Origin of the sequence: Streptomyces misionensis (assembly GCF_900104815.1) — a bacterium.
Classification (GTDB): domain Bacteria; phylum Actinomycetota; class Actinomycetes; order Streptomycetales; family Streptomycetaceae; genus Streptomyces; species Streptomyces misionensis.
In genome coordinates this window covers 4,443,660-4,456,391 of sequence record NZ_FNTD01000004.1, presented here as the reverse complement: position 1 = coordinate 4,456,391, position 12,732 = coordinate 4,443,660, and the positions used below count along the sequence as shown (strand labels likewise).

Here is a 12,732-nt window from a genome sequence, read left to right as displayed (position 1 = left end):
TCCACGAATGCGGGCAAAAGGGTGCGAGCCGGGACGCGTGCCTCTTTCCCGGCTCGTGGCGATCTCCGGGGAGTGCTCAGGCGTCGCCGGCGGCGGGCGCGTTGCGCGCCCCCTCCGCACGGGCGAGGGCGGCGTCCACGGCCGCGTCCTCCTTGGCCTTGGCGGCCCCGCCCTGGGTCTTCACGATCACCCGGACCAAACCGATGAAGAACGCGGCCATCACGACCGGCGGAACAAGCGCGGAGACGTAGTCCATGACACCAGGGTAGCCACGGCGGAACGGGCGAATGGTGCGGGGGGCGCAAACGCCGCCAGGCCCTCCGGGGGCGGGCGGGACCCTTCGGGGCACCGCGCGGAACGCGGGTCCGGGGGGCGCGGTGCCCGTCCGGACAAGGAGCCGCCCGCGCCCCGGAGAGGTGGGCGCGGGCGGCTCGGCGCGGACCGGTCAGCCGACCAGCTGACGGGGCGGGGCCGCGGGCTTGCGAGGGGGGAAGACCTCGCCGGGGGTGGGGATGGGGCGCTTGGGGGCCGCCGGGTCGGGGGCGGGGCGCTCGGCCGGCGCCGGCTTCGGGGCGGGCTCGGACGGCCGCTTGCCGTCGCCCTCGGCCTGCCGCGCCGCGCCGCCGGAGAGGGCCAGCAGCCGCGCCCGCGCGGGCGGTGCGGCCGGGGCCGGAATCCTGACCGTGCCCTGCGCGAAGCGGGCCCGTACGTCCTGCTCGGCCAGCAGCCGGCAGCGCTCCAGCAGGTCGGCCGCCCTCGGGTTGCCCCGCAGTGCCCGCAGCGCCGCGAGGTCGTCCGGCACCGGCAGGTACCCGATGCCCAGCGTCTCCTCCAGGAGGGCGAGATAGCCGGCCGCGGTGCCCGGGAGCGCGGCCCGGTAGCGGCCGAGGTCGGCCACCAGGAAGGCGCGCAGTCTGGCCCCCTCGCGGATCGCCTCGTCGAGCGACTCGGCGAGCCGGAGGCAGTCCTGGGCGTCCTGGGCGGACGCGTGGCCGGGGTGAAGGGCGAGGGCGAGGGCGCGGCGGAGCACACGCAGCTCCTCCGCGCCGAACGCCATGCCGCCGCGGGATCCGTATGGCGTGGGCATGCGGCGACGCTACCGCTAATCGGACAAAAGTGACACAACGGGATGATGTGTCGCCGTGGGTTTCCCCCGACCGGGGCCGCTTTCCCACCCGGTCGCCGCACAACCGCCCACGCGGGTGCCGCCGGCCGGCCGCGCTTCGGCGGCCCGGCCGGCGGTGGCGGCGACGGCTAGAGGCGCGCCACGTTCCGCTCGTACACCAGGCGCAGGCCGATCAGGGTCAGCCACGGCTGGTGTTCGTCGATGACCGAGGACTCGCCGAGGACCATCGGCGCGAGGCCGCCGGTGGCGATCACCGTGACGTCGTCGGGGTCGTCGGCCAGCTCGCGGGCCATGCGGCCGACGACGCCGTCGACCTGGCCGGCGAAGCCGTAGACGATGCCCGCCTGCATGGCCTCGACCGTGTTCTTGCCGATCACGCTGCGCGGCCGGGCCACCTCGATCTTGCGGAGCTGGGCGCCCTTGACGCCCAGGGCCTCCACGGAGATCTCGATGCCGGGCGCGATCACCCCGCCGACGTACTCCCCGCGCGCGGAGACCGCGTCGAACGTGGTCGCCGTGCCGAAGTCGACGACGATCGCCGGACCGCCGTACAGCTCGACCGCCGCGACCGAGTTGATGATGCGGTCGGCGCCGACCTCCTTGGGGTTGTCGGTGAGGATCGGCACGCCCGTCTTGACGCCCGGTTCGACCAGGACGGCCGGGACGTCGCCGTAGTAGCGCCGGGTGACCTCGCGCAGCTCGTGCAGGACCGACGGGACGGTGGCGCAGATCGCGATGCCGTCGATGCCGTCGCCCAGCTCCTCGCCGAGCAGCGGGTGCATGCCCATCAGGCCCTGGAGCAGCACCGCCAGCTCGTCGGCGGTGCGGCGGGCGTCGGTGGAGATGCGCCAGTGCTCCACGATGTCCTCGCCGTCGAACAGGCCGAGGACGGTGTGCGTGTTGCCGACGTCGATCGTGAGCAGCATGGCCGTTACTCCGCCTCGCGCAGGTCCAGGCCGATGTCCAGGATCGGCGAGGAGTGGGTCAGGGCGCCGACCGCCAGGAAGTCCACACCGGTTTCGGCGTACGACCGCGCGTTGGCGAGCGTCAGCCGGCCGGAGGCCTCCAGCTGGGCCCGGCCGGCGACGATGCCGACGGCCTCCGCGCACTCGCCGGGCGTGAAGTTGTCCAGCAGGATCAGGTCGGCGCCCGCGTCCACCACCTCGCGCAGCTGGTGCAGGGTGTCGACCTCGACCTCGATCGGCACGTCCGGGAAGGACTCCCGTACGGCCTTGAATGCCTGGGCGACGCCGCCGGCCGCGACCACGTGGTTGTCCTTCACCAGGGCCGCGTCCGAGAGGGACATGCGGTGGTTGACGCCGCCGCCCGCGCGCACCGCGAACTTCTCCAGGGCGCGCAGCCCGGGGGTGGTCTTGCGGGTGTCGCGGACCTTGGTGCCGGTGCCCTCCAGGGCGTCCGCCCAGGCGCGCGTCGCGGTCGCGATGCCGGACAGCCGGCACAGCAGGTTCAGCGCGCTGCGCTCGGCGGTCAGCAGGTCGCGGGTGCGGGTGGTGACCGACAGCAGCTTCTGCCCGGCCTCGACCCGGTCGCCGTCCTCGACGTGCCGCTCGACCTCGAACTCGTCCGTGCAGACCACGGAGAGCACGGCCTCGGCGACCCGCAGACCGGCCACGACGCCCGCCTCGCGCGCGGTGAAGTCGCCGGTGGCCACGGCCTCCTCGGGGATGGTGGCGACCGTGGTCACGTCCACGCCGCCGGCCAGGTCCTCCTGGATGGCCACGTTGGCGACGTCCTCGACCTCGATCGGGTCGAGCCCGGCGGCCGCCAGCAGTTCGGCGAGCGCGGGGTCGAGCCCGCACTCCAGGTACTCCTCGTGGTCCTCCGCGCCGCAGGCACAGCCGTCGCCGCAGCCGCCGGTCGTCACGAGGGGAAGGTCGTCGGTGCTCACGTCTGTCACTGCTCCTGAGGCGCTGGTGTTACCGGGTAGGGGGGAAGTCTGCGGTGTCGGTGGGGCGCACCGCCAGCGAACGGTCCGGATCGAGCCGTACGACGATGTGGCGCCGCCAGTTCGCGTCGTCGCGCTCGGCGTGGTCCTCGCGCCAGTGGCAGCCGCGGGTCTCCTCGCGCAGCCGGGCGGCGGCCACCAGCACGCGGGCCACGCACAGGAGGTTGGTGGCCTCCCACGTGTCCACGCCCGGCTCGGCGGTCTTGCCCTGCTCGGTGAGCGCCTCGCGGGCCTCGGTGTGCAGCCGCTGGAGCTGGTCCGCGGCCCGGGACAGGGACGCGGCCGAGCGCAGCACGCCCGCGCCCTCGGACATGATCCGCTGGATGGCGAACCGGGTCTCGGGGGCGAGCAGCGGGTGCGCCGGCTGCTCGGGGTGCGGGACGGGCGCGGGGACGCGGGTGCGCGGGCCGTGCGCGGCGCGCTCGGCGGCGATGTCCGCGGCGATCCGCTCGGCGTAGACCAGACCCTCCAGGAGGGAGTTGGAGGCGAGCCGGTTGGCGCCGTGCACGCCGGTGCAGGCGCACTCGCCGCACGCGTACAGGCCGGGCACGGTGGTGCGGCCGTGGGCGTCGGTGCGCACGCCGCCGGAGGCGTGGTGGGCGGCCGGGGCGATCGGGATGGGCTCGGTGACCGGGTCGATGCCGTTGGCGCGGCAGGCGGCCAGGATGGTCGGGAAGCGGTGCTCCCACATCTCGGCGCCGAAGTGCCGGGCGTCCAGGAACATGTGCTCGGCGTCCTGCTCCAGCATCCGCCGCGTGATGGCCTTGGCCACGATGTCCCGCGGCGCCAGTTCGGCCAGTTCGTGCTGTCCCGCCATGAAGCGCACGCCGTCGCCGTCGACCAGGTGGGCGCCCTCGCCGCGCACCGCCTCGGAGACCAGCGGCTGCTGGCCCTCCGCGTCCGGGCCGAGGAAGAGCACGGTCGGGTGGAACTGGACGAACTCCAGGTCGCTGACCTCGGCGCCCGCGCGCAGCGCCAGGGCCACGCCGTCGCCGGTGGACACGGACGGGTTGGTGGTCGCGGAGAACACCTGGCCCATGCCGCCGGTGGCGAGCACCACCGCGGGGGCGTGCACCGCGCCCACGCCGTCGTGCTGGCCCTCGCCCATCACATGCAGGGTGACCCCGGCGGTGCGGCCCTCGGCGTCCGTGAGCAGGTCCAGGACCAGGGCGTTCTCGATGGTGCGCAGGCCGCGCGCGCGGACCGCCTCGACCAGGGCGCGGGAGATCTCCGCGCCGGTCGCGTCGCCGCCCGCGTGCACGATCCGGCGGCGGTGGTGGCCGCCCTCGCGGGTGAGTTCGAGGGCGCCCTCGGCGGACTCGTCGAAGTGCGCGCCGGTGGCGATGAGCCGCCGTACCGCGTCCGGGCCCTCGGTGACCAGGAGTCGTACCGCCTCCTCGTCGCACAGGCCCGCGCCCGCCACCAGGGTGTCGTCCAGGTGCTGCTCGGGGGTGTCGCCCTCGCCGAGGGCGGCCGCGATGCCGCCCTGCGCCCAGCGGGTGGAGCCGTCGTCCAGACGGGCCTTGGTGACGACCACCGTGGTCAGCCCGGCGGCCTCGCAGCGCAGGGCCGCGGTCAGACCGGCCACGCCGGAGCCGACGACGACCACGTCCGCCTCGATGGCCCAGCCGGGGGCGGGCGCGTGCAGTCGTATGCCTGTGCTGGTCACGAAGCGGCTCCGAGGGATCCGAAGGTGAGCGGGATGTTGTCGATCAGCCGGGTGGCGCCGACCCGGGCCGCCACCGCGAGCACCGCCTCGCCGGTGTGGTCGTCGCCGATCTCGGTGAAGTCGGACGGGTCGACCAGGGCGAGGTAGTCCAGTTCCAGCGGCGGGTCGTAGTGGGCGGCGTCGTCCAGCACCTGGCGGGCGGCGGCGCGGACGGCCGCCGGGCCGCCGGGGGAGGCCGTGGCCACCGCGTGCGCGTCGGCCGCCGCGCGGGACTCCCCTATCGCGCTCAGCGCCTCGGCCCGCGCCTGGGTGGCGGGCACCTCGCGGGCGCGGGCGCGCAGCGCCTCCTGCGCGGCGTGCCGGTCGCGACCCGCGAACAGGGCGCGGGACAGCGCGAGCGCGGTGCGGCGCTCGTCGGGCGACAGGAAGCGGTTGCGGCTGGAGAGGGCGAGCCCGTCCTCCTCGCGCGCGGTCGGCACGGCGACGATCTCGATGCCGAAGTTCAGGTCCCGCACCATGCGCCGGATCAGGGCCAGCTGCTGGGCGTCCTTCTGGCCGTACAGGGCGACGTCGGGGCGGGTGAGGTGGAGCAGCTTGGCGACGACGGTGAGCATGCCGTCGAAGTGGCCGGGACGGGAGGCGCCCTCCAGGCGTTCGCCCATGGGGCCCGCGGTGACGCGGACCTGGGGGTCGCCGCCGGGGTACACCTCCTCCACGGAGGGGGCGAACACGGCGTCGGCGCCGGCCTGTGCGGCGACCTTCAGGTCGGCTTCCAGGGTGCGCGGGTAGCGGTCCAGGTCCTCGCCCGCGCCGAACTGGAGCGGGTTGACGAAGACGGTGACGACGACCTCGCCGTCCGGGCCCGCGATCCGGCGCGCGGCGCGGATGAGGCTCGCGTGGCCCTCGTGCAGGGCGCCCATGGTCATCACGACGGCACGGCGGCCCTCGCGGGCGCGGGCGTGCAGCTCCTGGGCGGTGCTGAGCAGGGCGGTGGTCATCGGTCGTTCCCCTCGGTGCCGTTCGTGCCGTCGGTGCCGTCGCCGTCCGCGCGGCCGCTGCCGGTGCCGTCGCCGCCGTCGGCCAGCACGCCGAGCAGGTCCTCGGCGAGTTCCGGCTTGAGCAGCCCGGACGCCAGGGCGCGGTCGGCGGTGGCGCGGGCCATCGCCAGGTAGCCGGCGACCGTGCCCGGGGCGTGCCTGCCCAGCTCGGTGATGTGCGCGGCGACGGTGCCCGCGTCGCCGCGCGCGACCGGTCCGGTCAGGGCCGCGTCCCCGGAGCGCAGGGCGTTGTCCAGGGCGGCGCCGAGCAGCGGGCCGAGCATCCGGTCGGGGGCCTCGACGCCGGCCGTGCGCAGCAGCTCCATGGACTGGGCGACCAGGGTCACCAGGTGGTTGGCGCCGAGTGCGAGGGCCGCGTGGTAGAGCGGGCGGTTCTCCTCGCTGATCCACTCCGGTTCGCCGCCCATCTCGATGACCAGCGCCTGGGCGGCCAGCCGCAGCTCCTCGGGCGCGGTGACGCCGAAGGAGCAGCCCGCGAGGCGCTGTACGTCCACCGGGGTGCCGGTGAAGGTCATCGCCGGGTGCAGGGCGAGCGGGAGCGCGCCGGCGCGCAGCGCGGGGTCGAGGACCTTGGCGCCGTACCGGCCGGAGGTGTGCACCAGCAGCTGGCCGGGGCGCACCGCGCCGGTCTCCGCGAGGCCGGCGACCAGTGCGGGCAGCACGTCGTCGGGGACGGTGAGCAGCACCAGGTCGGCGCGCTCCAGGACCTCGGCGGGCGGCACCAGCGGCACGCCCGGGAGCAGGGTCTCGGCACGTCTGCGGGAGGCGTCGGAGACACCCGAGACGGCGACCGGGCGGTGCCCGGCGAGCTGGAGGGACGCGGCCAGCGCGGGGCCCACGCGGCCGGCGCCCACGACGCCGACGGTGAGCCGCGCGGGGCGGTCCTTGAGGTCTTGCTGGTGGACTGTACTCACGCGACGGCGGCCTTCCCGTTCCAGTCCGCTTCGGGTACCGGACGATGTACCGGACGATTTCTCGTCATGTTAACGCTATCTCGGTCCGCCGCCGACCGGTTGTCCACAGGCTGTGGGTTTCCCCACGCGGTCCCGGCCGGCCCCGGCCCCGGATATCCAGCTGCCCCGCGGGCGCCCGGCGCGGCATGATCCCCGCATGACTGACACCGACGCGGCCGGCGCGCACCCGGCACAAGAGCCGACGGGACAATCGGAGACTGCGGAGCTTTCGGACCAGGACCGCAGGCGGGAGCGGTGGGCGGCCGTACGGCGGCGGGGCGCGCGCAGGCTGGGCGGCGCCCGCTGGGGCGGCACGATCCGCGAGCGCCTGGCGGACCTGGCCGGGGCGGGCGCCGGGGTGTACGACCTCGACGAACCGGCCGACGTGTACGGCAACCGGATCGTGGCCGCCCTGGAGGAGCGGACCGCCGCCCTGCTCGGCATGGAGGCCGCCGTCTTCTTCCCCACCGGCACCATGGCCCAGCAGGTGGCGCTGCGCTGCTGGGCGGGCCGCACCGGCGACACCGCCGTGGCCCTGCACCCGCTGGCCCATCCGGAGATGCACGAACGGCAGGCCTTCAGCCAGGTCAGCGGGTTGCGTCCGGTCCGGGTGGGCGGCGGGCGGCGGCAGCCGACGGCGGCGGAGATACGCGACGTCGCGGAGCCCTTCGGCGCGCTGATGCTCGAACTGCCGCTCAGGGACGCCGGTTTCGTGCTGCCCACCTGGGAGGAGCTGACCGAGGCGGTGGAGGTGGCCCGGGAGCGCGAGGCGGTGGTGCACTTCGACGGCGCGCGCCTGTGGGAGTGCACCGAGCACTTCGGGCGCCCCCTGACGGAGATCGCGGGGCTGGCCGACAGCGTCTACGTGTCGTTCTACAAGTCCCTCGACGGCCTCGGCGGCGCCGCGCTCGCCGGGCCGGCCACGCTGGTCGAGGAGGCGCGGACCTGGCGGCACCGGTACGGCGGCATGATCTTCCAGCAGTTCCCGACCGCGCTGTCCGCCCTCATCGGCCTGGAGCGGGAACTGCCGAGGCTGCCCGCCTACGTACGCCAGGCGCGCGTGGTCGCCGCCGCGCTGCGAGAGGGTTTCGCCGAGGCCGGACTGCCGTGGGCGCGGGTGCACCCCGAGGTGCCGCACACCCATGAGTTCCAGGTGTGGCTGCCGTACGAACCCGAGGTGGTCGCCGAGGCCGCGCTGCGCCAGGCGGAGGAGACCTCGGTGGCGCTCTTCGCGGACGGCTGGTCCGGCGACGCCGCCCCCGGGCTGGCCCGCACGGAGGTCAGCGTCCGGGCCGCGGGCCTGGAGTGGACGGCGGACGAGGTACGGGCGGCGGTGAGGGATTTCGCGCTACGGCTGCCGTAGCGCGGGGGCGTTCGCCAGGAACCGGCGGTGAGCCCTCCGGCGTACGCGGGCTCGCCATGACGTCGCTATGACGCCGGGCGGCGCAGCCGGCGCACGAGGGCGCGCAGCACGGCGAGGTCGTGCCGGCCGGGCGCGGGCGGGTGGGGCGTGCCGTGGGCCCGGGTGCGGTGCAGGTCGAGGAGGTACTGCTGGGTGATGCTCATGGCGGTCGCCTTCCGGGAACGTGGATGCCCTCAGGCTGCGCGCGCCCCGCGCCGATGTCCCGCGGATTGACCGCCGCCGTCAATCCACGAGGCGTTGTCGGTGGTCCGGTGCACGATGGGGGCATGAGCGTGACCATCGACATCACCGGCCTGGCCGCCGACGGGAGTGCCCCCGAGGCCGACAGGTGGGCGAGGATCTCCGTCGTGCCCTCGCCGCTGGCCGAGCTCGGGATGGCGCTGCACGTGCTCAGCGAACCGGGCCACCACCCGGAGCTGGGGGGCTGGACCGCCGCCGTCTCCTCCCGGCTGAACCCCCATCTCGCCGACCGGCTGTGCGAGGCGGACTTCCTGTGGCGTACGACGTTCTCGGACGTCTTCTGGGCCTTCGCCGGCGTCCCCGGCGGCCGGGTGCTCCCCGGGGCCACGCTGGCCGAGGACCTGGAGCTGCTCGACAAACTGACGGACGAACAGTTCGTGCAGGCCGCCCTGGAGTTCACCTGCGGCCTGCGCGGCGACACCCCCCGGCCCGGCACGCTGGACGACCCGGTGCTGCGCCGGCGCGCCCTGGACATGGCCGCCGCGCGCGGCCCGATGCAGGAGCGGTTCACCCGTCGGCTGCTGGAGGACCCGCCGGCCATCCGGGCCTGGCTGCGACACCTGCTGCTCGACTGCGAGGAGGCCTTCTTCGCGGACACCTGGGCCCGGGTGCGGCCCCAGCTCGCCGCCGAGGCCCGGCACCGCACCGAACTGCTGCGCCGCAGGGGCCTGACCGAGGCCCTCTGCTCGCTGTCCGGGGCGTTCTCGGTGGACGAGGAGGCCGCGCTGATCACCGTCGACAAGCTGCCGGTGGTACGCACCGCCACCGGGGACGGCGGCCTGGTGCTGGTGCCGACCAGCCTCGGCCGCCCCCACGTCCTGGTCCTGCACCGGTACGGCTGGCAGCCCGTGATCAGCTACCCGCTCAGCGGACCCCGCCCGCAGGCCCCGTCCGTCGCCGAGCTCACCCGGCGTCTGGAGGCGCTGGCCCACCCGGTGCGGATGCGGCTGTGCCGCTATCTGGCGCGCGCCCCGCACACCACGGGCGAACTGGCCGACGCGTACGGCATGTCGGCGCCCGAGATATCCCGGCACCTGGCGGTGCTGAAGAAGGCGGGCCTGATCACCCAGTGCCGCCGCGGCCGGTACGTGCAGCACCAGCTGGACCTCTCGGCGGTGGCCCGGCTGGGCAGCGACTTCATCGAGGGCCTGCTGCGCTGAACCGCCCGGCCGGGCCGCGGCCCGGGCGAGACCGACCGGGCGAGGTACGGGTCAGCCGAGGCCGCCCGGTCGCGGTGTGCGGCTCAGCCGAGGCCGCCCGCGCGCACCAGGCCGGTCTCGTACGCCAGCACCACCACCTGCACCCGGTCGCGCAGCCCCAGCTTGGTCAGGATGCGTCCGACATGGGTCTTCACGGTCGCCTCGGACAGCACCAGGCGCGCCGCGATCTCCCCGTTGGACAGGCCCTGCGCGACCAGCACCATCACCTCGCGCTCCCGCTCGGTGAGCCGGGCCAGCTCCTTCTGCCGGGGGTCCCCGCCGCCGGACGGCAGCATCGGCGCGAAGCGGTCCAACAGCCGCCGGGTGGTGGAGGGCGCGACCACGGCGTCACCGCTGTGCACGGACCGGATGGCGGCCAGCAGCTCGCCGGGCGGCACGTCCTTGAGCATGAAGCCGGAGGCGCCCGCCTTCAGCCCGGAGAAGGCGTACTCGTCCAGGTCGAACGTGGTCAGGATCAGCACCTTGGGCGGGTCCGGCTGCGCGCAGATCCGCCGGGTGGCCTCCACCCCGTCGAGCTTCGGCATGCGGACGTCCATCAGCACCACGTCCACCGCGGTGGCGCGCAGCTTCTCCAGGGCCTCGACACCGTCGCCCGCCTCGGCGACGACCTCCATGTCCGGTTGGGCGGCGAGCACCATCCCGAACCCGGTGCGCAGCAGCACCTGGTCGTCGACGAGCATCACGCGGATCGTCATCCGGTCCCTCTTCCCTGTCCTCGTTCGTCAGTGCGCCGGCTTGAGCGGCAGCAGGGCGCTGATCCGGAATCCTCCGCCCGGCCGCGGCCCGGCGTCCAGCGTGCCGCCGACCATGCCGACGCGCTCGCGCATGCCGATCAGGCCGTGCCCGCGGCCGTCGGCGCCGCCCTCCTCGTACAGCTCCTGGGGGGCGCCCTTGCCGTCGTCCTCCACGAGCAGGCCGAGGCCGTCGTCGAAGTAGACCAGCCGGACGCTGGCGCCCGCGTTGGGCCCACCGTGCTTGCGGGTGTTGGTGAGCGCCTCCTGCACGATCCGGTACGCGGTCAGCTCCACCCCGCTGGGCAGCGGGCGCGGCGTGCCCTCCACCTTGAAGTCGACGGGCAGCCCGGAGCCGCGGCACTGCTCGATCAGCTCGTCGATCTGCTCGACGTCGGGCTGCGGGACGTACTCGCCGCCCTCCTGGTGCTCCCCGGTGCGCAGCACGCCCAGCAGGCGGCGCATCTCGGCGAGGGCCTGCCGGCCGGTCGAGGAGATCGTCTCCAGGGCCGTCCTGGCCTGGTCGGGGGCAGTGTCCATGACGTAGGCGGCGCCGTCGGCCTGCACCACCATCACGGACACGTTGTGCGCGACCACGTCGTGCAGCTCGCGGGCGATCCGGGCGCGCTCGGCGGCGACGGCGACCTTGGACTGCGCCTCGCGCTCCTGCTCCAGCCTGGTCGCGCGCTCCTCCAGCTGGGCGAAGTAGGCGCGCCGGGTGCGCATGGAGTCGCCGAGCACCCAGGCGAGCGCGAAGGGCACGATCTGGAAGACCACGATGGCCAGGCGGCCGAGGAAGCTGGAATGCTCCGCCGGCCAGCGCAGCTGCGCCATGGGCGCGGCGCAGAAGCCGGCGACCAGGGCGAGCCGGGACGCCCAGCGCGCGCCCATGGTGGCGACCGTGTAGGCGATCGCCAGCATGGCGAAGTCGGCGACGGACGTCTCCACGTCCAGCACCAGCTGGGCGAGGCCGGTGGCGAGCGCGACCAGCAGCATCGGCTCCGGGAACCGGCGGCGCAGCGCGACGACGAGGCACAGGACGGCGGAGACGGCGACCGCCGCGGCCAGCGGTGCCCGGTGCGCCGGCGTCCCCTGGAGATTGGCCTCGCTCAGCACCGACAGCCCGAACAGGACGACGGCCCAGAAGGAGTCGACCCCGGTCGGGTGACGGCGGAGGAAGTCGTAGAGGCGCTGCACGTAACCCAGAGTAGGGAAACGGAATGCCCGACCGGGTCAACCGGAGGGCCGATCCGGGCCGCGCGCACGTACTCCCCAAGGTGGAGGAGGTGATCAACTGTGCGCCTACCCTGGTCCGGTGACGGACGGCAGGACGGGTGAGCGGCGGTGCGCGCCGGGCGCGGGCCCGCGCGGCTGGCGGGCCGCGACCGAGGCCGCCCTGTACGGCCCGGACGGCTTCTACCGGCGGCCGGAGGGGCCCGCCGGGCACTTCCGCACGTCGGTGCACGCGTCGGCGCTGTTCGCGGCGGCCGTGGCGGAGCTGTTGTGCCGGGTCGACGCGGCACTGGGGCGGCCCGCGGCGCTGGACTTCGTGGACATGGGGGCCGGGCGCGGCGAACTGGTGACCGGGGTGCTCCGCGCGCTGCCAAAGGAGGTGGCCGCGCGGGTGCGGCCGTACGCCGTCGAGATCGCCGGCCGGCCCGCCGGCCTGGACGGACGCGTCACCTGGTGCGACGAGCCGCCCGCGTCGGTCACCGGGCTGCTGTTCGCCAACGAGTGGCTGGACAACGTGCCCGTGGACGTGGCCGAGACGGACCCCGCGGGCGTGCCCCGGTACGTGCTGGTCGGCGACGACGGTGCCGAGCGGCCCGGCGAGCCGGTGACCGGCGCGGACGCGGACTGGCTGGCGCGCTGGTGGCCGCTGCCGGCAAAGGCGGGACTGCGCGCGGAGCTGGGGCGGCCCCGCGACGAGGCGTGGGCGGCGGTCGCCGGACGGGTGGTACGGGGGCTCGCGGTGGCCGTCGACTACGCGCACACCGCCGGCGCACGCCCCCCGTTCGGCACCCTCACCGGCTTCCGCGAGGGCCGCGAGACGACGCCGGTGCCGGACGGCAGCTGTGACATCACCGCCCATGTCGCCCTGGACGCCTGCGCGGCGGCGCTCCCGGCCCCCGCACGGCTGCTCACCCAGCGCGACGCCCTGCACGCCCTCGGCATCACCGGCGCACGCCCCCCGCTCACGCTGGCCGCCACGGACCCCGCCGGCTATGTGCGGGCCCTCGCGGGCGCCGGCGAGGCCGCGGAGCTGACCGCGCGCGGCGGCCTCGGTGACTTCGGCTGGCTGCTGCGGCCGGCCTGCATCCCGGACCCGCTCGGCTGACCCGCGCC

Annotated in this window: 13 protein-coding genes; 3 read left to right on the top strand and 10 right to left on the bottom strand. The window is 75.3% G+C overall.

Translation table 11 applies throughout. The annotated features are described in order from the left end of the window. Positions 1–76 precede the first annotated feature (76 nt). The 7 genes from BLW85_RS21890 to BLW85_RS21860 form a co-directional block, all read right to left on the bottom strand. Positions 77–256, bottom strand: coding sequence for a hypothetical protein (locus BLW85_RS21890; RefSeq protein ID WP_070022483.1), 180 nt, complete (start codon positions 254–256; stop codon positions 77–79). A 189-nt stretch (positions 257–445) separates the two neighbouring features. Further along, on the bottom strand, positions 446–1,057 hold the full coding sequence (locus tag BLW85_RS21885) for a hypothetical protein (RefSeq protein ID WP_070022482.1): 612 nt from the start codon (positions 1,055–1,057) through the stop codon (positions 446–448). A gap of 197 nt (positions 1,058–1,254) precedes the next feature. Beyond that, entirely contained in the window at positions 1,255–2,052 is a 798-nt protein-coding gene (locus BLW85_RS21880) for a type III pantothenate kinase (RefSeq protein ID WP_070022481.1), read from the bottom strand. A 5-nt stretch (positions 2,053–2,057) separates the two neighbouring features. Then, positions 2,058–3,035, bottom strand: a complete 978-nt coding sequence (gene nadC / locus BLW85_RS21875; protein ID WP_070022480.1) for a carboxylating nicotinate-nucleotide diphosphorylase — start codon at positions 3,033–3,035, stop codon at positions 2,058–2,060. A gap of 28 nt (positions 3,036–3,063) precedes the next feature. Then, the gene (locus BLW85_RS21870) at positions 3,064–4,761 is read right to left on the bottom strand and encodes an L-aspartate oxidase (protein WP_074992918.1); all 1,698 of its coding nucleotides are present in this window, start codon (positions 4,759–4,761) and stop codon (positions 3,064–3,066) included. Next, positions 4,758–5,759 carry a pantoate--beta-alanine ligase gene (panC, locus tag BLW85_RS21865; protein WP_074992917.1) on the bottom strand — a complete coding sequence of 334 codons (1,002 nt, stop codon included), beginning with the start codon at positions 5,757–5,759 and terminating at the stop codon, positions 4,758–4,760. The genes BLW85_RS21870 and panC overlap by 4 nt, the downstream gene beginning before the upstream one ends. After that, on the bottom strand, positions 5,756–6,733 hold the full coding sequence (locus BLW85_RS21860) for a Rossmann-like and DUF2520 domain-containing protein (RefSeq protein ID WP_074992916.1): 978 nt from the start codon (positions 6,731–6,733) through the stop codon (positions 5,756–5,758). The genes panC and BLW85_RS21860 overlap by 4 nt, the downstream gene beginning before the upstream one ends. A 196-nt stretch (positions 6,734–6,929) precedes the next feature. On the opposite strand from BLW85_RS21860, the gene BLW85_RS21855 reads away from it, so the two are divergent. Then, a complete protein-coding gene (locus BLW85_RS21855) occupies positions 6,930–8,135 on the top strand; it encodes a threonine aldolase family protein (RefSeq protein WP_074992915.1) in 1,206 nt (401 codons plus the stop codon). A 65-nt stretch (positions 8,136–8,200) separates the two neighbouring features. Here the strand turns inward: BLW85_RS21855 and BLW85_RS39475 are convergent, their stop codons facing one another. Next, positions 8,201–8,338 carry a hypothetical protein gene (locus BLW85_RS39475; protein ID WP_167381358.1) on the bottom strand — a complete coding sequence of 46 codons (138 nt, stop codon included), beginning with the start codon at positions 8,336–8,338 and terminating at the stop codon, positions 8,201–8,203. A gap of 123 nt (positions 8,339–8,461) precedes the next feature. Between BLW85_RS39475 and BLW85_RS21850 the strand changes: the two genes are divergently transcribed. After that, the gene (locus BLW85_RS21850) at positions 8,462–9,595 is read left to right on the top strand and encodes a DUF5937 family protein (protein WP_070022475.1); all 1,134 of its coding nucleotides are present in this window, start codon (positions 8,462–8,464) and stop codon (positions 9,593–9,595) included. 83 nt (positions 9,596–9,678) lie between these two features. On the opposite strand, the gene BLW85_RS21845 is transcribed toward BLW85_RS21850, so the two are convergent. Next, complete coding sequence (locus BLW85_RS21845) at positions 9,679–10,350, bottom strand: response regulator transcription factor (protein WP_070022474.1); 672 nt, start codon at positions 10,348–10,350, stop codon at positions 9,679–9,681. A gap of 27 nt (positions 10,351–10,377) precedes the next feature. After that, the gene (locus BLW85_RS21840) at positions 10,378–11,583 is read right to left on the bottom strand and encodes a sensor histidine kinase (protein WP_070022473.1); all 1,206 of its coding nucleotides are present in this window, start codon (positions 11,581–11,583) and stop codon (positions 10,378–10,380) included. A gap of 118 nt (positions 11,584–11,701) precedes the next feature. On the opposite strand from BLW85_RS21840, the gene BLW85_RS21835 reads away from it, so the two are divergent. Continuing rightward, the gene (locus BLW85_RS21835) at positions 11,702–12,724 is read left to right on the top strand and encodes an SAM-dependent methyltransferase (RefSeq protein ID WP_074992914.1); all 1,023 of its coding nucleotides are present in this window, start codon (positions 11,702–11,704) and stop codon (positions 12,722–12,724) included. Positions 12,725–12,732: the final 8 nt, after the last annotated feature.